Origin of the sequence: Tabrizicola sp. (genome assembly GCF_016793705.1) — a bacterium.
GTDB lineage: Bacteria > Pseudomonadota > Alphaproteobacteria > Rhodobacterales > Rhodobacteraceae > Tabrizicola.
This window is the reverse complement of record NZ_JAEULO010000040.1, coordinates 41,937-64,734: the sequence shown is the minus strand read 5'-3', so window position 1 is coordinate 64,734 and position 22,798 is coordinate 41,937. Positions and strand designations below refer to the sequence as shown.

The following is a 22,798-nucleotide window of genomic DNA, read 5'->3' as shown; positions in this document are numbered from 1 at the left end:
GCTCCCTGAGGGATGGGGGCAGAATGCGGAAGCCTGACCGGATGGTCAAAGGAAAAAGCCTGTCATCTTGCGGGCTTCACGCAGCCGTCAGTGGCGGGACCGGCGTCAGCCGACGGCATAGGCCTGCTTCGGCGCGGGCTCTTCTTCTGCCGGGGGGGAGAATTCCGCTTCCTCCATCACCTGCCGCTGCCACATGGCGGCATAGACCTCACCGAGGTCCAGAAGCTCGTCATGCGTGCCACGTTCGATGACCCTTCCGTCGTCCAGGACGAGAATCTGATCGGCATCGGCGATCGTCGAGAGCCGGTGGGCGATGGTGATGACGCTGCGGCCCTGCCCCATCTCGGCCAGGCTTTCCTGGATCGAGCGTTCGGTCTGGGTGTCGAGCGCAGAGGTCGCCTCGTCCAGGATCAGGATCGGCGGGTTCTTGAGAAGGGTCCGGGCGATGCCGACGCGCTGCTTCTCGCCGCCCGAAAGCTTGAGGCCCCGCTCGCCGACGGTGGTGTCATAGCCTTGCGGCAGGCGCATGACGAAATCGTGGATGCGGGCGGCCTTGGCGGCGGCGATGACCTCGGCGTCGGAGGCGTCGGCCCTGCCATAGGCGATGTTGTAGCGGATCGTGTCGTTGAAGAGCACGGTGTCCTGCGGCACGACGCCGATCTGGGCGTGGAGTGAGGTCTGCGTCACCTCGCGGATGTCCTGCCCGTCGATGCGGACGGCGCCGGAGGTCACGTCGTAGAAGCGGAAGAGAAGCCGCCCGATGGTGGACTTGCCGCTGCCGGAATGGCCGACGAGGGCCAGCTTCTGCCCCGGTTTCAGGGTGAAGGAGACGCCCTTCAGGATTTCCCGCGCAGGTTCGTAGGCGAAATGCACGTTGTCGAAGGCGATCTCGCCCGCAGTGACGTGCAGGGGCTGGGCGTCCGGCGCGTCGGTGATCTCGGCCGGTTGGCCGAGGAGCGCGAACATCTCGCCCATGTCGACGAGCGCCTGGCGGATCTCGCGGTAGACGGTGCCGAGGAAGTTCAAGGGCATGGTGATCTGGATCATGTAGGCGTTGACCATGACGAAATCGCCCACGGTCAACTGCCCCGCCTGCACACCCAGCGCGCTCATCGCCATGACGATGACAAGGCCGGTGGTGATGAGCGTGGCTTGGCCGATGTTCAGGAAAGAGAGCGAGAGGCCGGTCTTGACCGCAGCGCTTTCATACTGCCGCATCGCGCCATCGTAGCGGTCGGCCTCGCGCGTTTCGGCGTTGAAATACTTGACGGTCTCGAAGTTGAGGAGGCTGTCGATGGCCTTCTGGTTGGCGTCGGTGTCCTGGTCGTTCATCTCGCGCCGGAGCTTCACGCGCCATTCGGTGACGGTGAAGGTGAACCAGACGTAGAGGGCGATGGTGACGATGACGACGGCAGCATACTGCCAGCCGAAGACCCAGGCGAAGATGCCCGCGACCATGGTCAGCTCCAGGATCAGCGGGCCGATGGAGAGGAGCATGAAGCGGAGGAGGAAATCGACGCCCTTCACCCCGCGCTCGATGATGCGGGAGAGGCCGCCGGTCTTGCGGGTGATGTGGTAGCGCAAGGAAAGCTGGTGGATATGGGTGAAGGTCTCGATCGCAAGCCGCCGGATGGCGCGCTGGCCGACGCGGACAAAGACGGCATCGCGAAGCTCACCGAAGACGACAGAGCCAAGGCGGGCGAGGCCGTAGGCGACGACAAGGCCAACGGCGCCGAGGCCGATGAGCGCGCGGGGGTCGGTGCCTGCCTCGTTCGACAGGCTGTCGACGGCGAGCTTGTAGACGTAAGGGGTCGAGACCGAGACCAGCTTGGCGGCAAGGAGGAAGAGAAGCGCCAGCACCACGCGGCGTTTCACCCAAGCCTGCCCGTCCGGCCAGAGATAGGGGGCGACGCGGCGCAAGGTGGAGGCGGCCGGCGCGCGGGCGATGCCCTGGTCGGCAGAAGTGGCGGTCGTGGTGGTGCGGCGCATCGGAGGTCCTGGATGGCGTCCGGTCCGGCCAACGGGATTGCGTGGCGGGTCCGGTTCGGCTATGGTCAATTCAAGGTTTCTTGAATAGTTGAACCATGGACCGAAGTAAAGCCCTCGCCGCCCTTTCGGCGCTTGCGCATGAAACGCGGCTCGACCTGATCCGCCTGCTGACGCCGCGCGGCGCGGAGGGGATGGCGGCCGGCCAGATCGCGGAGAAGCTGGGCCTTGCCGCCCCGCGCCTGTCGTTCCACCTGTCGGCGCTGGAGCAGGCAGGGCTTCTGCGGTCGCGCAAGCTGGCGCGGCATGTGTTCTACAGTGTCGACACGCATATGGTCGGCAGCACGATTTCCTTCGTGCTGAACGATTGCTGCTGCCATCACCCGGACGTGCTGGCGGCCTGTGCGCACAACCGGCGCGCGGGCGCGGATCAGGGCGAGGTTGCGGTTTCCGGGACCGAGAACACCTGACCGGGATAGATCAGGTCGGGGTCCTTGATCTTGTCCTTGTTCGCCTCGAACACCTGCACATAGAGCACGCCGTCGCCGTAGCGGTCCTGCGCGATGCCCCAGAGGGTGAAGCCGGGTTGCACAGTCACGGTGACCGGCGCGGCGGCGGGGACTGGCGCGGGGTCGGCCTGCGGTGCCGCCGGCGCCTCTGGCGCGCTGGCGGCTTCGGTGGGGGTCGGGGTGGGCTCGACCGCGGGCGCGGCGGCTTCGGCGGTAGTGGTTTCGGTGGGGGATCCGGGCGCGGCGAGGCCCGGCGCTTCTGCCTGGGGCTGGACCGGGGCGTCTGGAGCGGGCGCTGGCGCCGGAGTGGCGGGTTCGGTGCCGGAGGCGGCGGCCAGGGCCTCGGGCGTCTCGCGCTTGAATGGCGTCTCGAAGCGGGATGTGACCTTCCCCGCGCCGTCCAGCTGGTCGACGCGCAGGGTGTAGATGCCCGGCGGGGTATCGGGCAGGGTCGCGAGCCAGAGGCCGTTGTCCGGCACCTGCGCCGTCGTCGTTTCGGCATTGTCGAGATAGATGCGCAGGCCTGCCCCTGCCGCGCCCCGTCCGCCGACCTGCACCTCACCCGCAGGCGTGTAGGTGATGGTGTCGATCATCACGCTGGCGGTCGGCAGGGCGAGGGGATCGGGCGTGGCGGGATCCTGCAACAGGACCGCGCCGTCCTCGGACAGAAGCAGCGCGGGCGGCGCGGCAGGCGCCTCGGCGGCGGCGATCGTGTCCCCCGGCGCGGGTTCCCCGGCGGCGGGTGCCTCGGCGGCCGGGGCCTCAGTGGCGGGGGGCTTCGGGCCTTCGACCGGGCCAAGGGCGACCATCTCGGCGGAGGGAACCGGATCGTGCTCCGGCAGGGTCATCGACAGCCACATGAGGCTGGGCTTCGGGTTCGGCGCGAGGGTGAAGAGGATCGCGAACTCGCCCGATGCGGTGGCGGCGCCGCTGGCGACCGCGGTGCCGTCAACCATGACCTCGACCGTTGCGCCGGGTTCGGCAGTGCCGGAGACCACCGCCGCGCCGTCGGCGGCGACGCGCCAGGTGTCGATGACCGGCTGGGCGAGTTTCGGGGCCTCTGCCGCGGCGGCGGGTTCCGGCTCGGCTGCGGGTGCCGCGGCGGGTTCGGCAGCAGGTTCCGGGGCGGCCTTCGCCGGTTCGGCGGCGGCGACCTCGACGGCTGCCACCGGCGCGGGATCGGGCCGCGTCAGCTGCCAGGCCGCATATCCGCCACCCGCCACCACCGTCCCGCCCAGGAGCAGGGCCGCCACCTGTGTCCCCGGGCGCAGGGCCCCGAATGCCGCCATCCCCGTCTTCCCCCGACCATCCCGTCGTGCGCGCTTTGCGTTTCTTGTGCTCAGGAATCGCTATATGACGGGGCAAAGCAACTGTTTTCGAGCGCACCCATGTCCCTTCGTTCCGTCTGCGTCTTTTGCGGCTCTCGTCCCGGCCGGAACCCGGCGCACGGGATCGCCGCCCGCGACACCGGGGCGATGCTGGCGCGGAACGGCTGGCGGCTGGTCTTCGGGGCGGGCGATGTCGGCCTGATGGGCGAGGTGGCGAAGGCCGCGCAGGCGGCGGGCGCACCGGCGCTGGGGGTGATCCCGGTGCATCTTCTGGGGCGCGAACGGTCAGGACGGGACCGGGCAACGATGGTCGTGACCGAAGACATGCACGAGCGGAAGAAGGTGATGTTCATGAACTCGGACGCCGTGGTGGTGCTGCCGGGCGGCGCGGGGTCGCTGGACGAGTTCTTCGAGGTGCTGACCTGGGCGCAGATCGGGCTGCACGGCAAGCCGATCCTGCTGCTGGATGTGGAGGGCTACTGGCAGCCGCTGCTGGCGCTTGTCGACCATGTGATCGCCGAGGGCTTTGCGGATACCTCGCTCAAGCGGCATTTCCGGACCGTGCCGGATGTTCCGGCGCTGGAGGCGGCATTGGCGGGCGCACTTCGCTGACAAAGAAGGCCCGCGAGACGCGATCCGCGGGCCTTTTCGTCATCGAGTCAAAGGCTTACAAAGCCGCGGCGACCGCTTCCCAGTTCGCCAGCTTTTCCAGGAAGTTGGTCAGGTAGGCCGGGCGCTTGTTGCGGAAGTCGATGTAGTAGCTGTGCTCCCACACGTCGCAGCCCAGAAGTGCTACCTGCCCGAAGCACAGCGGGTTCACGCCGTTCTCGGTCTTGGTGACCTTGAGGCTGCCGTCCTTGTCCTTGACCAGCCAGGCCCAGCCCGAGCCGAACTGGCCCGCACCGGCGGCGGCGAAATCGTCCTTGAACTTCTGCACCGAGCCGAAGCTGTCGGTCAGCGCCTTTTCCAGCGCACCGGGGATCTTCTTGCCTTCGCCCGGGGCCATCCAGGTCCAGAACTGGTTGTGGTTCCAGTGCTGGGAGGCGTTGTTGAAGATGCCGTTCTGCGCCACCGCGCCCGCCTGGTAGGTGCCCTTGACGATCTCCTCAAGGGATTTGTTTTCCCATTCGGTGCCGGCGATCAGCTTGTTGCCGTTGTCGACATAGGCCTTGTGGTGCAGGTCGTGGTGGTATTCCAGCGTCTCCTTCGACATGCCGAGGCCGGCCAGTGCATCGTGAGCGTAGGGAAGATCGGGAAGGGTGAAAGCCATTGTGGTCTCTCCTGTTGGGTGAAGGCTTGGCACGAATAAGGGGGCTTACGGAGGGAAGGTCAAGGTGCTGCCACCCTGCGCCCCGCCCGACGCCCGGTCACGGCCCTTTTGGTCAACCCTGGGAGACCTTGCAGGTTCCCTCGCCCGTCCAACTGTTGTCGAAGCCGCCCGGCTCGCCTTTCATCTTGGCGCGCTGGCCCTTGTTGAAATACGAGAAGGTATAGATCATCCGGCCGCCCTGGCCCTTGTTCCGGTAGCTCAGCTCCCAGGTATAGGTGGAGCGGGCGTTGGTGCGGCTGCTCAGCTTCGCCTTGATCGGATTGCCGACGAAATGCTTGATGACCGGGTCGAAGACGATGATCTCGCCCTTCGCATCGTCGTCGGTCAGGATCAGGATTTCGGGAATCCAGCCGCCGCCGCGCGCCTTTTCGTAGGGAAACTTGCACTCATACTGGGTGATCTTGGCCATCGCGGGGCCTACCGTCCCGCAGACCGCCAGAATTGCCATCGCCGCCAAACCTTTACGCATCGCCATCTTCAAACGCCACCTTCATGAATCCACGGATTGTTGATCGTGGACGGATGGAAGCCGGGGTCTGGAAGACTGTCAAGGGATCGCGAAAGGGTCAGCGCGAGGCATTTGCAAGAAGATCAAAGACATACCGCGCAACAGAGCGGAAGCAGACCAGGGTAAACCCCTGATCCTGCTTCCACATTGCCGCCGCCACCTGGGCGGTGCGGCTGCGGCGCAGCTCGCCCGGTTCCAGCCTGTCGAAGTCGACAGGGACAAGCTTCGCCAGCACTTCGGCCGCCCGGTCGCCCTCGACCCGGAAGACAGCGCGGGCGTCCGAGACGTCGACGGCGAGATAATGCTCTCCCGCCAAAGATTTGGCGAGCGAGGCCAGCGCGGCGGACACGTCGGCATAGGGCAGGATCAGCAGGTATTCGTCCGGGCTCATCCAACCGCAGGCGCGGTCGCCGTTCACTTCGATACGACGCTGCGCGGGGAGCTTGGTCCCCGTCACGGCCTTGATCGCCTTGTCCAGCGATTTCAAACCTTTGGCACGCAAGGTTATCATGCCGAGGGGGCCGACTTCGCGAATGGCGGCGAAGCCCTGGGCGCTGGCGCCGTTCAGGGCGCTGACCGGATCAGACATTCTGCTTCTCCCCATCCTTGTCAAAGAAGACCGTGTCGCGGACCTTGGCCTTCACCGTGCCACCGGCGACGGTGTTGAACTCAACCACTTCGCCGACCCGCGCAGGTCCCTGTTTCAGCAGGCCCATGGCGATGCCGCGCTTGAGCGTCGGCGAGTAGTAGGTCGAGGTCACGCGCCCTTGCGTGTTGCGCTGACCGTTGGCGTTCACCCCCTCGGCGACGATATAGGCGCCGTCCGGGACGACCGAGCCGTCCAGCGTCTCGAAGCCCATCAGTTTCCAGCGGTCCGGATTGGCGAGGTAGGTGCGTTCCTGGCCACGTTTGCCAAGGAAGTCGGCCTTCTTCTTCGAGATTGCCCAGTCAAGACCAAGGTCCTGCGGGATCACCGTGCCGTCGGTTTCATCGCCGATCATGATGAAGCCCTTCTCGGCGCGCATGACGTGCAGGCACTCCGTCCCGTAAGGCATTGCACCCAAAGCCTTTCCGGCTTCCTGACAGGCGGCCCAGAAGGCCGCGCCATGGCTGGCGGGGACGGCGATCTCGTAGCTGAGTTCGCCCGAGAAGCTGATCCGGTAGACCCGGACCGGGAAGCCCGCCAGGGTGCCGTCGGCCCATTGCATGAAGGGCAGCGTCTCCTTGGAAACGTCCATTCCGCCAAGGACTTGCAGCAGTTTCCTTGCGTTCGGGCCGACCACGGCAACCTGAGCGTATTGTTCGGTCACGTTGGCGGTGTAGACCTTCCAGTCCCACCATTCGCATTGCAGCCAGTCTTCCATCCAGGCGTGGATGCGGTCGGCCCCGCCGGAGGTGGTGTGGCAAAGCCAGGTGTCCTCGTCGATCCGCGCGACGACACCGTCGTCGGAAAGGAAGCCCTGCTCGTTGCACATCAAGCCGTAGCGGCACTTGCCGACCGGCAGCGTGGACATGACGCCGGTGTAGAGCATGTCGAGGAAGCGGCCCGCATCGGGGCCCTTGACGATGATCTTGCCGAGGGTGGAGGCGTCAAGGAGGCCAAGGTTGGTGCGGGTGTTCGTGACCTCGCGGTGGACGGCCTGTTCGTGCGTTTCCCCGGCGCGCGGGTAGCAGTAGGGGCGGCGCCAGAGGCCGACGGGTTCAAAATAGGCGCCCGCCGCTTCGTGTGCTTCGTGCATCGGCGTGCGGCGGAGCGGCTGGAAGATCTCGCCGCGCGATTCCCCGGCCAGCGCGCCGATGGTGACAGGCGTGTAGGGCGGGCGGAAGGTGGTGGTGCCGACCTGCGGGATTTGCGAGCCCTGCGCATCGGCGAGGATGGCGAGGCCGTTGATGTTCGACAGTTTTCCCTGGTCGGTCGCCATGCCGAGCGTGGTGTAGCGTTTGGTATGTTCGACGCTGAGATAGCCCTCGCGCGCGGCAAGCTGCACGTCAGAGACCTTCACGTCGTTCTGGTAGTCGAGCCACATCTTGTTGCGATAGGCGATGGGTGCGCCTTGTGGCATGACCCAGACCGGCGGGATCGTCGGCTTGCCGTCCAGGGTGAGATCGCCCGAGGCGGCGCCGACAACCTCGACCATTGCCGAGCCGTCGTGGTTCAGCGGCGGGCGGGCCGGGTCGGGGACGAAGGCGGAGATGGTGTCGTCCCAGAGAAGCTTGCCGCCGCAATGGCTCCACAGGTGGACGACAGGGGACCAGCCGCCGGACATGGCGACGGCCTCGCAAGGAATCTCCTCCTGCACCGCCCCCTCGCCCGCCTGGGCGCAGACGGTGACGCCGGTCACGCGCTTGGCCCCCTTGACCTTGGCGATGGCCTTGCCCGTCAGGACGCGGATGCCCGCGGCGCGGGCGGCCTCGGGCAGCGGGCCGGTGGCCTGGTCGCGGGCGTCGAGGATGGCGGGCACGTCGAGGCCCGCGGCCTTCAGCGCAAGGGCGGTCTGGTAGGCGCTGTCGTTGTTGGTGACGACGACGGTCCGGTCGCCGGGCGAGACGGCGTAGTTCACCACATAGTCGCGCATGGCCCCGGCCAGCATCACGCCGGGGATGTCGTTTCCGGCAAAGCTGAGCGGGCGTTCGATGGCGCCGGTCGCGCTGACGATCCTGCCCGCGCGGATGCGCCAGAGCCGATGCTTCGGTCGGCCATCGCCGGGGGTATGGTCGGCGACGCGCTCGTCGGCGAGGACATAGCCGTGGTCATAGACGCCGAAGCCGCAGGTGCGGGTGCGGATGGTGACGTTGTCGCGGGCGGCGAGGTCGGATTCCATGGCGGAGAGCCAGGCTTCGACCGGCTGGCCGTCGACCTCAGTCTGGTCGACCGGAGCACGGCCGCCAAGGGTCGGGGCCTGTTCCAGCAGGATGACGCGCTGGCCCTTGTCGGCCGCGGCCTTCGCGGCCTTGAGGCCTGCGACCCCCGCCCCGATCACCAGCACGTCGCAGAAGGCATAGGCCTGTTCGTAGCGGTCGGCGTCGCCTTCGGTCGGTGCCTTGCCGAGACCTGCCGAGCGGCGGATGATCGGCTCGAAGACGTGTTTCCAGAACGGGCGCGGGTGGATGAAGGTCTTGTAGTAGAAGCCCGCGGGCAGGAAGCGGGCGACGTAGTTGTTCACCACGCCCACGTCGAATTCCAGCGACGGCCAGTGGTTCTGGCTGGTGGAGTCGAGCCCATCGAACAGCTCCGTCGTGGTGGTGCGCTGGTTCGGCTCCAGCCGTGCGCCGAGCCCAAGGTTGACGAGCGCGTTCGGCTCTTCCGGCCCCGAGGCGACGATGCCGCGCGGGCGGTGGTACTTGAAGCTGCGGCCGACCATGACCTGATCGTTGGCCAGGAGGCCCGCGGCGAGGGTGTCGCCCTGGAAGCCCTTGAGGCGCTTGCCGTTGAAGGTGAATTCGACGGGCGCGGTGCGGTCGATCAACCGGCCGCCCTTGGCGAGACGCGTGCTCATTTCATGTCCTTCCAGTCAGGCCGCCAGTCGGGTCGACGGGCCTGGATCTTGGCGATGATGTCGGCAGGGGGTTCGGAGACCTGCGCGGGGTAGGTTCCGAAAACCTCCAGCGTAGCGGTGCAGCGGGCGGCGAGGAACCACTTCCCGCAGCCGTAGGTATGGCGCCAGCGTTCGAAGTGGACGCCCTTGGGGTTCTTGCGGGCGAACATGTAGGCCTCGAACTCCTCGGGCGAGGAGCCGGGGCCGAAGCGCTTCAGATGCGCCTCGTAGCCGGGGGAAAGCTCGGTCTCTTCGGCCTTCACGCCGCAGTAGGGGCATTCGAGGATCAGCATGAGGGTCTTCCCAGTTGTGCGGGGGTCATTCTTCGGTGTCCTGCGGGGCGCCGAGGCCCTTGCGGAAGAAGGTCAGCAGCTCTTCCAGCGGGACGGCAAGTCGGTTGGGGGCAAGGCCCGCCAGCCAGCCCGCGATGCGGAACGGGTGCAGGCTGGCGGCGGTCAGGGCGGTGGTGCAGGCGTCGTCGGCAGCGGTGCCAGGGGTGGACTGGACGAGGACCAGCGAGGGGTTGAGCGCGGCGAGGTCGAAGCTGGAAAGCACCTGCGCCTCGTGTCCGCCGGCGTTGACCGCCAGCAGCTGGACGCTGTCGATGCCCAGCTCTGCCAGCACGGTGTCCATGCGCAGGAAGGGTACTTCGGTGCTGGCGATGTCATCGGGGCGGATGCCGGGTGTGGCGATGCGGTCGCGGATCAGCGAGGCCCGGCCCCGGGGTGCGCGACGGTTCCGTGCCTCGCCTTCGGCCGAGAGGGAGTGCAGTGGCAGGTTAGCCGAGATATCGGAGATGCCGAGGTTCAGCACGGCGACCCGCTCGCCGTTCGCGTGCAGAGCGTCGAGCTGCGCAAAGTTCTGCGGCTGCGGTTCGATGAGGAGGCCGGACCAGCCGTGATCCCGGAAGCGCGGCAGGAGGGGAAGGCCGGTCGCGCCGTTGCCCGCGCCGACCTGCACCACGAAGACCTGCCCGCGATGGTGGTCGTGGACCCCGTTCAGAAGCATGGTCAGGATCGGCGCATCCAGCTTGTGTGCGCGTTTCGGGACATAGGGGCCGAGGTCGCGGATCATGGCCGGACCCCGGAGGCTGCGGCGCGCGCAGGCGCGCGCGCGCCGCAGGAGAGATTACGGGTTGGCCGGAGGCGTGGCAGGCTCGGCAGGGGCAGCCGGTTCGGCGGCGTCGTCGGTAGGCGCAGCCGCGTCATCGGCCGGTGCCGTCTCGAGCGGAGCGGCCGCGTCGGGGGCCGGGTCGATGGTGACGTCGACCGTGGGCTCGGTCGGAGCCGCGGATGGCTCGATGGTGACGTTGGTGGTGTCGGACACCGGGTCGGTCGTGCCGACCGGGGCCGGCCCACCGAAGACGAGCCACAGGATGAAGCCCACCGCGACGACAAGGCCCCCGACGATGAGCGCCATGCTGCTGCCGGAGGATTCGGTCGTCCGGGTTTCACGGACGTAGGTCTTGTATTGGTCTTGATCGGCCATTGGAGTGTCTCCATGCTGTTGTAAACTGGCATGGAAACCTTGGCCGCGGGCGGGGGGTTCCGCCCGGGCCGGGGATCGGCAAGGAGTTGCCGACGGGAATGCATCAGTGCGCCACCCCGGCGGCGACGCTTTCGTCGATGAACTGGCCGTCCTTGAAACGCCACATGTTGAAGTCCTCGGCCAGGGGACCGGGTTCGCCCTTGGCCATCAGCTCGGCCATGGCCCAGCCGGAACCGGGGATCGCCTTGAACCCGCCGGTGCCCCAGCCGCAGTTGATGAAGCAGTTGCCGAGCGGGGTCTTCGAGATCAGGGGCGAGCGGTCGCCGGTCATGTCGACAATGCCGCCCCACTGGCGCAGCATCTTGAGGCGGCTGATGATCGGGAAGGTTTCCACCAGCGCGCGGAGGGTTTCCTCGATATGGTGGAAGCTGCCGCGCTGCGTGTAGTTGTTGAAGCCGTCGGTGCCGCCGCCGATCACCATCTCGCCCTTGTCGGACTGGCTCATGTAGCCGTGGACGGTGTTGGCCATGACGACCACATCCATGCAGGGCTTGATCGGTTCCGAGACGAGGGCCTGGAGGGCGACCGCTTCAATGGGCAGACGGAAGCCCGCCATCTCGGCCAGCTGGCCGGAGTGGCCCGCGACGACGATGCCGAGCTTCTTGCAGCCGATGAAGCCCTTGGTGGTGTCGACGCCCGACACCTGGCCGTTTTCCGACCGGACGCCCTTCACTTCGCAGTTCTGGATGATGTGCATTCCCATCGCCGAACAGGCGCGGGCATAGCCCCAGGCGACGGCATCGTGCCGCCCGGTGCCGCCGCGCGGCTGCCAGAGCGCGCCGAGGACGGGGTAGCGGGGCCCGTCGATGTTCAGGATCGGGCACAGTTCCTTCACCCGCTGCGGGGTGATGAATTCGGTCGAAACGCCTTGCAGGGCGTTGGCGTGCGCCGTCCGGAGATAGCCGCGGACCTCATGATGGGTCTGGGCCAGCATCATCACGCCGCGGGGCGAGAACATGACGTTGTAGTTCAGGTCCTGGCTCAGCGTCTCGTACAGGCTGCGGGCCTTTTCGTAGATCGCGGCGGAAGGGTCCTGGAGGTAGTTCGAGCGGATGATCGTGGTGTTGCGCCCGGTGTTGCCGCCGCCGAGCCAGCCCTTCTCGATGATGGCAACATTGGTGATGCCGAAGTTCTTGCCGAGGTAGTATGCGGTGGCGAGGCCGTGGCCCCCTGCCCCCACGATGATCGCGTCATAGGCGGGTTTCGGTTCCGGCGAGGCCCAGGCGCGTTCCCAGCCCATGTGGTAGCGGATTGCTTCGCGGGCGATGGCAAAGACCGAATAGCGCTTCATCGGGGCCTCATGTCGGACGGAACGGGCCGGGGGACTCCGGCAGTGTTTTCTTGGATCGGTTGCGGGTTATAGCCGCACCTTTCTGCGGCACAATCGGGAAAATTGCGACATTCGGCGGGAGGTATCGCTGTCGCGGGCCTGCGGGCGGGGCGCTGCGGCCGAATGCCCCTTTCTCGGGAGGGGTGAAACGACTATGTGGGGCCGGAACAGGCGCGGGGCTTCCCGCGCGGACATTGCGGACGACGGACGAGGCGGGGCATGACAGGCTGGGGTTTCTGGGCAGTGGCCGCCAGCCTGGCGCTTCTGGTCGCCGCCGTGCTGGTCGCGGCGCTGCGGCGGGCGCCGAGGCCGGGCGCTGAGAGCGCAGAGGCCGACCTTGCCGTCTACAAGGACCAGCTGGCCGAGATCGAGCGCGACCTGTCGCGGGGCACGCTCGGGTCCGAGGACGCCAAGCGGCTGCGGGCGGAAATCGGCAAGCGGGTGATCGAGGCCGACCGGGCACGCGGGGCGCGCGGGGCTGCGAGGGACAGTGACGGAGTCGCGGCGCTGGTGGCGTTGATTCTGGCGCTGGTGGTGCCGGGCGGGCTTGCCGCCTACTGGTGGCTCGGCGCGCCGGGCTATCCCGACATGGCACTGATCCCCCGGCTGGAGGCGCTGGATGCCGGGATTGCGGCGCGACCGTCTCAGGCGGCGGAGCTGGAACAGCTGAAGACGCCGAGGGACGCGGCGCTGGACGAGAAGCTGGCCGACGATTTGTCGGCAATCACCGACCCTGCGGCCTTGCTGGCCGAGTTCCGCACCCGCTTCGAGGCGGGCGAGATGCAGGCCGCCGTCCGGGTGCAGGAACGCATCCTGGCCCTGCGGGGCGACGAGGCTTCGGCCAATGACCACGCCAACCTGGCGCTGGCTCTGGTGGCCGAGGCGCAGGGCTATGTCTCGCCCGAGGCCGAGGCGGAGCTGCGCGCGAGCCTTGAGCGCGACATGGGCAACGAGCTGTCGCGCTATCTGGTGGGCGAGATGTTCCTGCAGGGCGGGCGCTACGACCAGGCGTTCCGCTTCTGGCGCCCGCTGGCCGAGCACGGAATGCCTGGGTCGCCCTGGGTCGGCTCGATCCGCGAGCGCATCGAACAGGTCGCGGCGCTGGCGGGCATTCGCTATGCCCTGCCGGATACGCTGGAAGCGCCGGAGGGGATGACGCCCGAAGGCATGGTGGCGCAGCTCAACGACCGGCTGGCGACCGAGGGCGGCACGGTGGAGGAATGGGACCGGCTGATCCGCTCGCTGACGGTGCTGGAGCGGACGGACGAGGCGCAGAAGATCTATGACGAGGCGAAGGCCCGGTTCGAGGGGCGACCGGCAGAGCTGTCCTTCCTGAAGCAGGCGGCGGTCGAAAGCGGGCTGACCCCGTGATCTGCGCGAGCGTGGAGGAGTTCCTGGCCGCCCTGCCCCCGATGCGGGCGATTGCCGGGCTGGACCTGGGCGACAAGACCATCGGCGTCGCGCTGTCGGACCTGCGGCGGCAAGTGGCAACTCCGATCGAGGTGATCCGGCGCGAGAAGTTCACGCTGGATGCGGGTAGGCTGCTGGCACTTCTGGAGGCGCGGGGGGCCAGCGGGATCGTGCTGGGATTGCCGTTGAACATGGATGGTTCGGTCGGCCCGAGGGTGCAGGCGACTCAAGCCTTTGCGCGGAACCTGGAGAAGTTGACGGCCCTGCCGATCTGCTATTGGGATGAGCGTCTGTCGACGGTTGCGGCAGAAAGGGCACTTCTTGAGGCGGATACGTCGCGAAAGCGTCGGAAAGCGGTGATCGACCAGGTGGCTGCCGGATATATCCTGCAAGGCGCGCTGGACCGGATGGCGTATCTTGGCTGAAGGTGAACCCGTGAAGGACGACGTCTGGAAACGCGACGAGATCGCTTCGCCTTGCGTCAGGCTTTGCGTCGTGCATCCCGAGGAACGGATCTGCGTCGGCTGCATGCGGTCGATCGAGGAAATCTCCGGCTGGTCGCGGATGACGCATGAGGAGCGGGCGGCGGTGATGGCGGAGTTGCCGTCGCGCGCGCCCCGGCTGGCGAAGCGGCGCGGCGGGCGGATGGCCCGGCTGGAGCGCTGATCGGGCGGAGTGCCTTCGGCACGGAGTCTTCAGGTCGCCTGCGCGGGACTTCGCCCGCTTGTCTCCGGATGGGGGTTTCACCCCCAAACCCCCAGGATACTTCGGGACAGAAAATCAGTGCAGCGCGAGCCAGGCTTCGACCGAGGCGAGTTGCGGGCGGAAATAGGCGATCATCCGGCCTTCGGGCGGGGCTTCGTCGTGCGGCTTCCAGCATGCGACCCCGTGCAGAGCGAGGCGGTGCAGCAGCGTGACCTCGCCCGGGCGGGCGGGAAGCTCGATCCGGCGGCAGATGGCGAAGATCTCTTTCCGCGCGGCCTGATAGGCTTCGGTGATGTCGATCTCGCCCCAGGTTGCGGGTGGGTGGGGGTCCAGGGCTTTGCGGAGGGCGGCGCGAAGGATTCCATGGCTGCCCTCCCAGACGGTGAGGGGCGAGGCCGGGCTGTCGTTGAGCGGCAGGCCGAGGATCCAGGCGTGGGGTTCCCTGACCATCCTCCGTTTTTCCGGGCCGATGGGGAGGAGACCGTCGAGATGGGCGGCATCGCGGTCGCGGCGGAAGGCGAAGGCGGCGGGGGTCTCCTCGGGCGAGGGCTGCGGGTAGCCGGGGCGGATCACCGAGAGCTGGGCAGGGTGCAGGGGCTCGGGGGTCAGGGGCAGCGCGCCCCAGGGGAACGGGGTCGCGTCGATGCTGCCGTCCGGTGCATTGGGGAGCGCATCGACGCCGACAAACCAGGTGCCGCCGCAGCGCCAATCTTCAGCGGTGGTGGCGAGGGTATGGAGCGCGGCGGTGCGGGCAGCCCTTGCCCAGGCGGCGATGGCCGGGTGAGGGCCGATGCGGCGCCAGCCCCCCTCTCCGTCCGCCTCTACCACCCCAGCACCTTCCGCAGCATGTTCAGCGCGACGAGGGTCAGGAAGACGGCGAAGGCGCGTTTCAGCGGCTTGGGGTTCATCGCATGGGCGAGGTGGACGCCGAGCGGCGTGGTCATCAGCGTGGTGCCGATGACGACGAGGAAGGCGGGGAGGTTGACGGCCCCGATGGTCCAGGGCGGTGCGTCGGCGACCGGCAGGAGCAGGAAGCCGAGGACGGAGGGCACGGCGATGAGGACTCCGAAGCCCGAGGCTGTGGCGACAGCGCGGTGGATCGGCATGGCGTAGAGCGTCATCAGCGGCACGCCGAAAGTGCCGCCGCCGATGCCCATCATGGCGGAGAAGAAGCCCACGGCCCCGGCCAGAAGGCTGCGGACCGGCTGGCCGGGCATGTGCTCGCCCAGGCGCCAGTCCTCGCGCCCGAAGGCCATCCAGAGGCCGGCGAGGCCCGCAAGCGCGCCGAAGACCGCTTGCAGGGTCATCGACGAGACCTTGCCCGCGACGAAGGTGCCCACGGCGGCGGCGATCACCAGCGCCGGACCCCATGTCTTCAGCACCTCCCAGTCCACCGCGCCCTTCCTGTTGTGCGAGGAGACGGAGCGCAGCGAGGTGATGACGATGGTGGCCATTGAGGTGGCGACGCAGATCTGCATCAGGCGGTCGCCGCCGAAGCCGAGATGGCCGAAAGCGTAGAAGAAGGCCGGGACCAGCACGATCCCGCCGCCGACGCCGAGGAGGCCGCCGACCACGCCGGCGAAGGCGCCGATGACGAGAAGGACGGCAAGCATCGGCAGGGCGGTGGCAAGATCTGGCATGTTGTGGGATCCGGAATGATGTTCCGTCCGTTTAGCGGGCTGGACGGACGCAGGCCAGCCGGAAATGCCGGGCCGGTCTTCCCTTTTCCGGACAGCCGGAGTAAGGCTGCCCGCTTTCGCCGCATGCTCCCGAAGGAAGGCCCGCATGACCCGCAGCATTTCCACGACCTCGATGTCGATCATCCTGGGGCTGGTGGCGGCCGTCGGGCCGTTTGCCATCGATATGTATCTGCCGGCGATGCCCGATATCGGCCGCGACCTGGGGGCCAGCCAGCACGAGGTGCAGTGGACCATCGTCGGCTATTTCATCACCTTCGGCCTCGCGCAGCTGGTCTATGGCCCCTGGGCCGACCAGGCGGGGCGGAAGCCGCCGCTTTATGTCGGGCTGGCGCTTTTCATCCTGGGCACCGTGACCTGTGCGCTGGCGCCGACGCTCGGCTGGCTGGTGGTGGGACGGATGGTGCAGGGCGCGGGCGGGGCGGCGAATATGGTCGTCCTGCGCGCGGTGATCCGCGACATGGCGACCGGCCCGGCGGCGACGCGGATGATGTCGACGATCATGATCGTGATCGCCGTCTCGCCGCTGCTTGCCCCCCTGTCGGGCGCGGGATTGCTGGCGCTTGGCAGCTGGCGGCTGATCTTCTGGGCGCTCCTGGGCGCGGCGCTGGTGAGCGCGGGGCTGATCCATTTCGCGGTGCCCGAGACCCTGGCAGCGGAGAACCGGCGGCGCTTCGATCTGGCGAGCACGCTGACGGGCGCACGGACCCTGATGACCAACCGGAGCTTCCTGGTGATGACCCTCCTCGCGGGTTTCGCCTTTGCGAGCTTCTTCGTCTTCATCGCCGCCGCCTCTTTCGTCTATATCGGCAGCTTCGGGCTGACGGCGACGCAATTCTCGCTGGCTTTCGCGGTCAATGCAGTGGGCTTCTTCGCGGCCTCGCAGTTCTCGGCGACGATCGCGGCGCGGGCCGGCACGCTGCGGATGATCCGGCGGGCGACGATCGGGTTTTCGCTGGCGACCTTCGCAGGCTTCGGGCTGGCGCTGGCGGGGCTGGCGAGCCTGCCGGTGACGATGACGACGCTTTTCATCGGCAATATGTTCCTGGGGGTGCTGATGCCGAGCGCGCAGGTGCAGGCGCTGGAGGAGCATGGTGCGATCGCGGGGCTGGCGGCCTCGCTGGGGGGCACGTTGCAGATGATGGCAGCGGGGGCGCTGGTGGTGGCTGCCGGTCCGTTCCTGGACGGGACGGTGACGCCGATGCTGGGGGCGATTGCCCTTTGCGGTGCGCTGGTGCTGGGCCTGTCGCGGCTGATCCCGCGTCAGGCGGCGCGGGCCTGAAGTTCGGCGAGCGCGCGGTCGATCACCTCGAGGCCTGCCCCGTCGCGGGTGGCCTCGACCGACAGGACCCGTCGCCAACCGCGCGCGCCGGGCCGGCCCTGGAAGAGGCCGAGCATGTGGCGGGTGATCTGGTGCAGGCGCCCGCCACGCGCCAGATGCGCGGCGATATAGGGGCGCATGGTGTCGACGACGGCCAGCGAGTCGGGCGCGAAATCATCGCCCCAGAGCGCGTCGGCGCCGATCAGGGTGTTCGCCGGGTCATGGTAGGCGGCGCGGCCGAGCATCACGCCGTCGAGGCCATGGTCGAGGAGCGCCTTCGCCTGCGCCAGGCTGGTGATGCCGCCGTTGATGCAGATCGTCAGCTCGGAGAAAAGGCGCTTCATGCGGACCACGAGGTCATGATCGAGCGGCGGGATTTCCCGGTTCTCCTTGGGAGAAAGGCCCTGGAGCCAGGCTTTCCGGGCGTGGACGATGATATGGCGGACCCCTGCCCCGGCCATGGTCTCGATGAAGGCGGGCAGGACGGCTTCGGGGTCCTGGTTGTCCACCCCGATCCGGCATTTGACGGTGACGGGGGTGTCGGTCTCGCCCTGCATCGCACGGACGCAATCGGCGACGAGTGTCGGTCGTTCCATCAGGACGGCCCCGAAGCAGCCGGACTGCACGCGGTCCGAGGGGCAACCGCAGTTCAGGTTGATCTCGTCGTAGCCCCAGGGGGCAGCGATACGGACGGCGGAAGCGAGTTCCACCGGGTCTGAGCCGCCGAGTTGCAGTGCGACGGGATGTTCCTGCGGGGAGAAGTCGAGAAGGCGGGGTTTAGGTCCGTGGACAATGGCGGGGGCCGTCACCATTTCCGTGTAGAGCATCGCCCGCCGGGTCATCTGCCGGTGGAAGACGCGACAGTGCCGGTCGGTCCAGTCCATCATGGGGGCGACGGAGAGTCTATATGGCTGATATTCTGTCATTTTTTCTGCAAACTCAAATCGCTGGGTCGTTTGACCGCCCGCCGTCCTCACGCTCCGTTTCGCCACTTTTCGCCATGTCACGACGATCACTGCACGCGGATTGCACACGAATGCCCGCCATCGCAAAGCTTCCCCTCTGGTTTGCGGCGCCTAGAGCTGCGTCGCAAGGGTCGGTATGTCGGCGAGACGCATCTCACGCCGGGATGATGCGCTGCGGTGGTCCCCTTTAGCGGAGCTTGCGGTTGACCGCAACGAAACGCCCGTCAGTTCCCGGATTGCTCGGCTGACCAAATTTGGGGAACCCATACAAACTCACATCGGAGACACGAGGGCCGCCGGGAGGCCGCCGCAGCGGTCCAGGACGGCGATCCTGGACTTGCAGCAGCGCGAATCTGGAATCGTCGGGATCAACGCGCTTGATCGCGAGAGGTTGATCCAGTTCGGTTGCGCGCGGCCTGAAGCCGGTGCAGGTCCAGTCACACCGGGGATCGACGTCGGGATGAGGCACAGCCGCGCGGGCCAATGCGCCGCCGGCCCCGGTTTCGGGCTGAACTGAGCCGTGCCACTGCAGGGCGTGCCGCGCAGATCGACCGTCAGGTCGGTCGCAGCCGGCGATGTCACCCGCCTCTCCGCCGCTTCGCGCAGCATCTGGATGCCAATCTGCAACTTGACGTCGTCTTCGGCCTTCGGGGTCGATCCGCTTCAGGATTTCCGGGTGTCCGTTGGTGAAGACCAGAAGCCGCGTGTGCCCGGTGTCCTCGATCCCCGGCAGAGATGACGCTGACCGCAATCCTACCGACGGTATTCTCGAAAGCCCTGCCTTCTCCGAAAACCTTGTTGGGATCAGACTTTTCCTTCGGCCTTCAGCCCCGCCCAGGTCGGACGGTCCAGTCGGAACGTGTCGTGTGTGCGGACATAGTCGCTGCCGTAGCTGCGGGCCACGAGGTCAAGCGCGTCGGTCCGGATATGCGCGCGATCGGGGTCCTTGAGGAACCGGTCCTCGATATGCACGGCGAGCACGCGGCCGATCACGACCGTCTGGCACGGACCGGTGATGACCGAGGACAGCGACCGGCATTCGAAGGCAACCGGGCTTTCGGCGATGCGGGGCGGGGCGATGTGGGTCGAGGGCAGCGTTTCCAGCCCCGCCAGAGCGAGTTCGTCCACCCCGCGCGGCGCGTCGGCTGCGGTCAGGTTCATCTGCCCGGCCAGCCGTTCCGGCACCAGGTTCACGACGAATTCCCCGGTTTCGAGGATGTTCAGCGCGGTGTCCTTGAACCCGCGGTCCGGCGCCGCCATCAGCCCCAGCGCGATGGTCGGCGGGGCCGATCCCATGACGTTGAAGAACGAATAGGGCGCGGCGTTCAACCCCTCCTTCCCCTTGGTCACCACCCAGGCGATGGGCCGGGGAATGACGGTCGCGGCCAGGAGCTTGTAGGCGATCGGCTCGGGCACCCGGTCAAGGTCGTAGCGCATCAGATTTCGCGCACCGCAGGTTTCGCCCGGCTGTCCACGATCAGCTGGAAGACGTCCGGCCGGGCGTAGTGGCCGGTCACGTCGAAGTCGAACTTGGCGCGCATCACCTCGTCGGGATCGATCTCGGCGTAGAGCACGGTCTCGCCATTGAAATCCGGTCCGGCCAGCACCCGACCCATAGGTGACACGATGGCCGATCCGCCGCGCATCATCACGCGGTCGGGCTCGTCGCCGAGCGCGCTTTCGTGGTCGGGACCATAGGCGGCGCGGGTGATGTGCTGGCAGGCAGTCAGAACGAAGGTGCGGCCTTCCAGCGCGATGTGCTGCATGGTGGGAAGCCAGGTGTCGCGGTCATCCGCAGTGGGCGCGCAATACAGGCTGACGCCCTGGTGATACATATGCATCCGCAGCGCCGGCATGTAGTTTTCCCAGCAGATCACTGCGCCGATGGTGCCGAGGTCGGTCTTGAAGGCGGGCATCGTCGATCCGTCGCCAAAGCCCCAGATCAGGCGCTCGCCCGCCGTGGGCATCAGCTTGCGATGCTTGCCGACCAGCCCCTTTGCGCCATCAAGGTAGAGGACGGTGCAATAGAGCGTCGCACCGTCGCGTTCGATCACGCCGACGACGGCGAAGACACCCGTTTCAGTGCAGGCTTCGGTCAGGCAGGCGACCTCGGGTCCGTCCAGGTCGATGGCCGAGGCGTGGTAGCGCGCGAAGGCCGCGCGCCCCTCGGGCTTGCGCATGCCGATCGGCGCGCCGAAGCTGGCGCCCTTGGGGTAGCCGCCGATCAGCGCCTCGGGGAAAACCACCAGCCGAGCGCCATTTTCAGCGGCTTCGCGCAGCCGCAGGGCGGCCTTTTCGGCGGTGGCCAGCGGGTCATTGGGGACCGAGGCCATCTGGACCACGGCAGAAGTGAAGGGGGTGGACATCGTCGCCTCCGCTAAGGATCGGGGCCCCGGAGCGCAGCACCCCCGGACCCCCACAGGAACCTTCCGGTCAGGAAATGCAACCTGTCAGTCTTCCGGGGTCGCGTTCACGACCGGATTGCGCAGCGTGCCGATCCCCTGCACATGGCCCAGGACCACGTCGCCCGGTTTCAGCCATTCCTGCGGCGACCTGCCCGCGCCGACGCCTTCCGGCGTGCCGCTGGCGATGATGTCGCCCGGTTCCAGCGTCATACCGGTCGAGATGTCGGCGATCAGCTCATCGACCTTGAACAGCATGTGACGCGTGTTCGACCGCTGCTTTTCCACCCCGTTGACGGTCAGCCACAGGTCCAGGCACTGCGGATCGGGAATCTCGTCCGCCGTGACGAGTACGGGGCCGAAGGGGGCGTAGCTGTCCATGCCCTTGGAGAAGATCCACTGGCCCGCGCGGCGGTTGTCGCGGGCCGAGACGTCGATCATCACAGAATAGCCGAAGACATGCGCCAGGGCCGCCTCGCGCCGGACGCGACGGGCGGTGGTGCCGATGATGACGGCCAGTTCCACCTCCCAGTCCAGCTGCCTGGTCATCTTGGTGTCGTGCTGGATCGCGTCGCCTGGCCCGATCACCGTCGTCGGCGGCTTCGAGAACACCACCGGCTGTTTCGGCAGGTCCTTGGACGTGTCCAGAGAGGCCGCGCTTTCCGCGACATGCTCGACATAGTTGAGTCCGATCCCGAAGATGTTCTTCCGCGGCCGCGGGATCGGAGCGAGAAGAGACACGTTCGACAGGGCCGTCGCCGTGCCGGGCTTGTGGCGGCCCTTCGCCGCCGCCAGACAGGCGCGCAGAGTCTCCAGCCCCGGGCGGCCGGTGTCGATCAGCCCCAGCATGGTCGCCGGCAGGCACTCGCCCTGCGCGGCCGCCAGCCGCTCCACGTCGACGACAAGATCGCCCTCGATCACCCCAAGACGGGCCGCGCTTTCGACCGAGGCGCGGTAGGTCACCAGTTTCATGATCAGTCCTTACAGAAGCGGCTGCTGGCCGCCGTTTTCACCGAAAGCCTCTTCCCGATAGAGCCCGAGCGCCCGCATGACCGGCAGGTCGTTCAGGCAGAAGAGGCAGGCATCCTCGCGGTCCGATGCGTTGACGTGTTCGTGCCACGCCCAGGAGGGAACGCAGAAAATGTCGCGTTCCTGCCAGTCGAACCGCTTGCCGTTTATGATCGAATGGCCCCGGCCTTTGGCGACATGATAGAGGTAGCTGCCGGTGTGGCGATGCGCCTTCGTCTGCTCACCCGGCCGCAGCATCTGCATGCTGGCACCCAGCGTCTGCATCACCGGGCCATTGGTCGTCGGGTTGACGTATTCCATCAGCACACCATCGAACGGGCTTCCCCCCGTGCATGCCGAATAGCGGGTCAGCGCGTCATAGGTGGGTGCCCATTCGTATTTGAGCATCGGGCTGTAGGCCTTGCCCCATCTGTCGCCATAGGGGGTCAGCCCCGGATTGCCCCAGGTCTTGGTCATGTCGTCGACGGCATAGCCCACCGCCTGGTTGAGGTCGGGGTGCACTTCGTAGAAATTCGCCTCCATCGCGTTGACGAAGGGAATGTCCAGCCCGTCCTGCCACAGGCACAGCGCCCCATCCGCGCTGACGCCATGTTCGTGCCAGGTGCCGTTGGGGGTCAGCACGAAATCATTCGCGCCGAGCGTCATCTTGTGACCGTCGACGACGGTATAGGCACCGCGCCCTTCCATGATGAAGCGGATCGCGCTGGCCGAATGGCGATGGGCGCCGGCCACCTCGCCCGGCTTCATCACCTGAAGGCCGGCATAGATCCAGCCGACCGCCGCCGCCACGTCCTGCCGCCCCGGGTTGTTCAGATAGATCACCCGACGCCCCGCCTTCTCTGGCGTCACCAGATCGACCGAGCGGATCACATGATCGCGCAGGTCCTTGTATCTCCAGACCACCGGGACCGACTGGCTTTGCGGCTGCCAGGGCTCGATCTTGTTCGCCACGGTCCAGAGCGCACCGGCATGGTAGCCTTCGAGCTGGTCGTAATAGGCCAAAAGCTCCGGCGTATCCTCGACATTGGCGCGGCCGACAACATCCTCACGGTGGTTTTCGCGTTTGGCGGCCATGGCCTTCCCCCTCCTCCGGCTGAGATGACGCGCGAACTATGCCAGCCAGTATTTTCGATGGCAATAAAGATTTTCGAAAATATTGGAATTGCACGTGTCGCCGGCTCTGGATATGCTGCG

The 22,798-nt window shown here is 67.2% G+C and carries 24 protein-coding genes; 6 read left to right on the top strand and 18 right to left on the bottom strand.

The genetic code is table 11. From position 1 onward, the window contains the following. Positions 1–105: 105 nt before the first annotated feature. Positions 106–1,989: an ABC transporter ATP-binding protein/permease gene (locus JNJ68_RS10085; RefSeq protein ID WP_294982050.1), complete on the bottom strand. Its 1,884-nt coding sequence runs from the start codon at positions 1,987–1,989 to the stop codon at positions 106–108. A gap of 95 nt (positions 1,990–2,084) precedes the next feature. Between JNJ68_RS10085 and JNJ68_RS10080 the strand changes: the two genes are divergently transcribed. Then, a complete protein-coding gene (locus tag JNJ68_RS10080) occupies positions 2,085–2,456 on the top strand; it encodes a metalloregulator ArsR/SmtB family transcription factor (RefSeq protein WP_294982049.1) in 372 nt (123 codons plus the stop codon). Here JNJ68_RS10080 and JNJ68_RS10075 read toward each other — a convergent pair. After that, positions 2,417–3,784 (bottom strand): Ig-like domain-containing protein, encoded by a 1,368-nt coding sequence (locus tag JNJ68_RS10075; protein WP_294982047.1) that lies wholly within the window; start codon positions 3,782–3,784, stop codon positions 2,417–2,419. The genes JNJ68_RS10080 and JNJ68_RS10075 overlap by 40 nt on opposite strands. Positions 3,785–3,883: 99 nt before the next feature. On the opposite strand from JNJ68_RS10075, the gene JNJ68_RS10070 reads away from it, so the two are divergent. Continuing rightward, positions 3,884–4,435, top strand: a complete 552-nt coding sequence (locus JNJ68_RS10070; protein ID WP_294982045.1) for a TIGR00730 family Rossman fold protein — start codon at positions 3,884–3,886, stop codon at positions 4,433–4,435. A 55-nt stretch (positions 4,436–4,490) separates the two neighbouring features. Here the strand turns inward: JNJ68_RS10070 and JNJ68_RS10065 are convergent, their stop codons facing one another. The 8 genes from JNJ68_RS10065 to JNJ68_RS10030 all read right to left on the bottom strand — a co-directional run bounded on the left by JNJ68_RS10065 (position 4,491) and on the right by JNJ68_RS10030 (position 12,036). Beyond that, a complete protein-coding gene (locus JNJ68_RS10065) occupies positions 4,491–5,093 on the bottom strand; it encodes a superoxide dismutase (protein ID WP_294982043.1) in 603 nt (200 codons plus the stop codon). Positions 5,094–5,205: 112 nt separating this feature from the next. Then, a complete protein-coding gene (locus JNJ68_RS10060) occupies positions 5,206–5,622 on the bottom strand; it encodes a hypothetical protein (RefSeq protein ID WP_294982041.1) in 417 nt (138 codons plus the stop codon). 97 nt (positions 5,623–5,719) lie between these two features. Further along, positions 5,720–6,250 carry a sarcosine oxidase subunit gamma family protein gene (locus JNJ68_RS10055; RefSeq protein WP_294982039.1) on the bottom strand — a complete coding sequence of 177 codons (531 nt, stop codon included), beginning with the start codon at positions 6,248–6,250 and terminating at the stop codon, positions 5,720–5,722. Then, positions 6,243–9,158, bottom strand: a complete 2,916-nt coding sequence (locus JNJ68_RS10050; protein WP_294982037.1) for a sarcosine oxidase subunit alpha family protein — start codon at positions 9,156–9,158, stop codon at positions 6,243–6,245. The genes JNJ68_RS10055 and JNJ68_RS10050 overlap by 8 nt, the downstream gene beginning before the upstream one ends. Then, entirely contained in the window at positions 9,155–9,490 is a 336-nt protein-coding gene (locus tag JNJ68_RS10045; RefSeq protein ID WP_294982036.1) for a sarcosine oxidase subunit delta, read from the bottom strand. The genes JNJ68_RS10050 and JNJ68_RS10045 overlap by 4 nt, the downstream gene beginning before the upstream one ends. A gap of 25 nt (positions 9,491–9,515) precedes the next feature. Then, a complete protein-coding gene (locus tag JNJ68_RS10040) occupies positions 9,516–10,271 on the bottom strand; it encodes an FkbM family methyltransferase (protein ID WP_294982034.1) in 756 nt (251 codons plus the stop codon). A gap of 54 nt (positions 10,272–10,325) precedes the next feature. After that, the gene (locus tag JNJ68_RS10035) at positions 10,326–10,685 is read right to left on the bottom strand and encodes a hypothetical protein (protein ID WP_294982032.1); all 360 of its coding nucleotides are present in this window, start codon (positions 10,683–10,685) and stop codon (positions 10,326–10,328) included. Between the two features lie 103 nt (positions 10,686–10,788). Next, on the bottom strand, positions 10,789–12,036 hold the full coding sequence (locus JNJ68_RS10030) for a sarcosine oxidase subunit beta family protein (RefSeq protein WP_294982030.1): 1,248 nt from the start codon (positions 12,034–12,036) through the stop codon (positions 10,789–10,791). A 258-nt stretch (positions 12,037–12,294) separates the two neighbouring features. On the opposite strand from JNJ68_RS10030, the gene ccmI reads away from it, so the two are divergent. The 3 genes from ccmI to JNJ68_RS10015 are packed head-to-tail and all read left to right on the top strand — an operon-like array spanning position 12,295 to position 14,151. After that, positions 12,295–13,446, top strand: coding sequence for a c-type cytochrome biogenesis protein CcmI (ccmI, locus tag JNJ68_RS10025; RefSeq protein ID WP_294982028.1), 1,152 nt, complete (start codon positions 12,295–12,297; stop codon positions 13,444–13,446). Continuing rightward, a complete protein-coding gene (gene ruvX, locus JNJ68_RS10020) occupies positions 13,443–13,910 on the top strand; it encodes a Holliday junction resolvase RuvX (RefSeq protein WP_294982026.1) in 468 nt (155 codons plus the stop codon). Before ccmI ends, ruvX begins: the two co-directional genes overlap by 4 nt. A gap of 10 nt (positions 13,911–13,920) precedes the next feature. Continuing rightward, positions 13,921–14,151, top strand: a complete 231-nt coding sequence (locus JNJ68_RS10015) for a DUF1289 domain-containing protein (protein WP_294982024.1) — start codon at positions 13,921–13,923, stop codon at positions 14,149–14,151. Positions 14,152–14,265: 114 nt separating this feature from the next. Here JNJ68_RS10015 and JNJ68_RS10010 read toward each other — a convergent pair whose 3' ends face one another. Both JNJ68_RS10010 and JNJ68_RS10005 read right to left on the bottom strand, forming a co-directional pair. After that, a complete protein-coding gene (locus JNJ68_RS10010) occupies positions 14,266–15,018 on the bottom strand; it encodes a hypothetical protein (protein ID WP_294982022.1) in 753 nt (250 codons plus the stop codon). Beyond that, the gene (locus tag JNJ68_RS10005; RefSeq protein ID WP_294982020.1) at positions 15,012–15,830 is read right to left on the bottom strand and encodes a sulfite exporter TauE/SafE family protein; all 819 of its coding nucleotides are present in this window, start codon (positions 15,828–15,830) and stop codon (positions 15,012–15,014) included. The genes JNJ68_RS10010 and JNJ68_RS10005 overlap by 7 nt, the downstream gene beginning before the upstream one ends. 145 nt (positions 15,831–15,975) lie before the next feature. Here JNJ68_RS10005 and JNJ68_RS10000 point away from each other — a divergent pair, with 145 nt between their 5' ends. Next, the gene (locus JNJ68_RS10000) at positions 15,976–17,169 is read left to right on the top strand and encodes a multidrug effflux MFS transporter (protein WP_294982019.1); all 1,194 of its coding nucleotides are present in this window, start codon (positions 15,976–15,978) and stop codon (positions 17,167–17,169) included. On the opposite strand, the gene dusA is transcribed toward JNJ68_RS10000, so the two are convergent. The 6 genes from dusA to JNJ68_RS09970 all read right to left on the bottom strand — a co-directional run bounded on the left by dusA (position 17,151) and on the right by JNJ68_RS09970 (position 22,678). Further along, a complete protein-coding gene (gene dusA, locus JNJ68_RS09995; protein ID WP_294982018.1) occupies positions 17,151–18,134 on the bottom strand; it encodes a tRNA dihydrouridine(20/20a) synthase DusA in 984 nt (327 codons plus the stop codon). The two genes, JNJ68_RS10000 and dusA, sit on opposite strands and share 19 nt — an antisense overlap. Positions 18,135–18,446: 312 nt before the next feature. Continuing rightward, the gene (locus JNJ68_RS09990; RefSeq protein WP_294982016.1) at positions 18,447–18,800 is read right to left on the bottom strand and encodes a hypothetical protein; all 354 of its coding nucleotides are present in this window, start codon (positions 18,798–18,800) and stop codon (positions 18,447–18,449) included. 177 nt (positions 18,801–18,977) lie between these two features. After that, positions 18,978–19,610 (bottom strand): flavin reductase family protein, encoded by a 633-nt coding sequence (locus JNJ68_RS09985; RefSeq protein ID WP_294982014.1) that lies wholly within the window; start codon positions 19,608–19,610, stop codon positions 18,978–18,980. After that, entirely contained in the window at positions 19,610–20,539 is a 930-nt protein-coding gene (locus JNJ68_RS09980; RefSeq protein ID WP_294982012.1) for a carbon-nitrogen hydrolase family protein, read from the bottom strand. The genes JNJ68_RS09985 and JNJ68_RS09980 overlap by 1 nt, the downstream gene beginning before the upstream one ends. Before the next feature lie 84 nt (positions 20,540–20,623). Next, a complete protein-coding gene (locus tag JNJ68_RS09975; RefSeq protein ID WP_294982010.1) occupies positions 20,624–21,547 on the bottom strand; it encodes a fumarylacetoacetate hydrolase family protein in 924 nt (307 codons plus the stop codon). Positions 21,548–21,556: 9 nt separating this feature from the next. Next, a complete protein-coding gene (locus JNJ68_RS09970; RefSeq protein WP_294982008.1) occupies positions 21,557–22,678 on the bottom strand; it encodes a cupin domain-containing protein in 1,122 nt (373 codons plus the stop codon). Between the last annotated feature and the right edge of the window lie 120 nt (positions 22,679–22,798).

Coding starts and splice junctions, on each gene's coding strand:
- JNJ68_RS10085 (WP_294982050.1), bottom strand. CDS start 1,989: ATGCGCCGCACCACCACGACCGCCACTTCTGCCGACCAGGGCATCGCC.
- JNJ68_RS10080 (WP_294982049.1), top strand. CDS start 2,085: ATGGACCGAAGTAAAGCCCTCGCCGCCCTTTCGGCGCTTGCGCATGAA.
- JNJ68_RS10075 (WP_294982047.1), bottom strand. CDS start 3,784: ATGGCGGCATTCGGGGCCCTGCGCCCGGGGACACAGGTGGCGGCCCTG.
- JNJ68_RS10070 (WP_294982045.1), top strand. CDS start 3,884: ATGTCCCTTCGTTCCGTCTGCGTCTTTTGCGGCTCTCGTCCCGGCCGG.
- JNJ68_RS10065 (WP_294982043.1), bottom strand. CDS start 5,093: ATGGCTTTCACCCTTCCCGATCTTCCCTACGCTCACGATGCACTGGCC.
- JNJ68_RS10060 (WP_294982041.1), bottom strand. CDS start 5,622: ATGCGTAAAGGTTTGGCGGCGATGGCAATTCTGGCGGTCTGCGGGACG.
- JNJ68_RS10055 (WP_294982039.1), bottom strand. CDS start 6,250: ATGTCTGATCCGGTCAGCGCCCTGAACGGCGCCAGCGCCCAGGGCTTC.
- JNJ68_RS10050 (WP_294982037.1), bottom strand. CDS start 9,158: ATGAGCACGCGTCTCGCCAAGGGCGGCCGGTTGATCGACCGCACCGCG.
- JNJ68_RS10045 (WP_294982036.1), bottom strand. CDS start 9,490: ATGCTGATCCTCGAATGCCCCTACTGCGGCGTGAAGGCCGAAGAGACC.
- JNJ68_RS10040 (WP_294982034.1), bottom strand. CDS start 10,271: ATGATCCGCGACCTCGGCCCCTATGTCCCGAAACGCGCACACAAGCTG.
- JNJ68_RS10035 (WP_294982032.1), bottom strand. CDS start 10,685: ATGGCCGATCAAGACCAATACAAGACCTACGTCCGTGAAACCCGGACG.
- JNJ68_RS10030 (WP_294982030.1), bottom strand. CDS start 12,036: ATGAAGCGCTATTCGGTCTTTGCCATCGCCCGCGAAGCAATCCGCTAC.
- ccmI (WP_294982028.1), top strand. CDS start 12,295: ATGACAGGCTGGGGTTTCTGGGCAGTGGCCGCCAGCCTGGCGCTTCTG.
- JNJ68_RS10005 (WP_294982020.1), bottom strand. CDS start 15,830: ATGCCAGATCTTGCCACCGCCCTGCCGATGCTTGCCGTCCTTCTCGTC.
- JNJ68_RS10000 (WP_294982019.1), top strand. CDS start 15,976: ATGACCCGCAGCATTTCCACGACCTCGATGTCGATCATCCTGGGGCTG.
- dusA (WP_294982018.1), bottom strand. CDS start 18,134: ATGACAGAATATCAGCCATATAGACTCTCCGTCGCCCCCATGATGGAC.
- JNJ68_RS09985 (WP_294982014.1), bottom strand. CDS start 19,610: ATGCGCTACGACCTTGACCGGGTGCCCGAGCCGATCGCCTACAAGCTC.
- JNJ68_RS09980 (WP_294982012.1), bottom strand. CDS start 20,539: ATGTCCACCCCCTTCACTTCTGCCGTGGTCCAGATGGCCTCGGTCCCC.
- JNJ68_RS09975 (WP_294982010.1), bottom strand. CDS start 21,547: ATGAAACTGGTGACCTACCGCGCCTCGGTCGAAAGCGCGGCCCGTCTT.
- JNJ68_RS09970 (WP_294982008.1), bottom strand. CDS start 22,678: ATGGCCGCCAAACGCGAAAACCACCGTGAGGATGTTGTCGGCCGCGCC.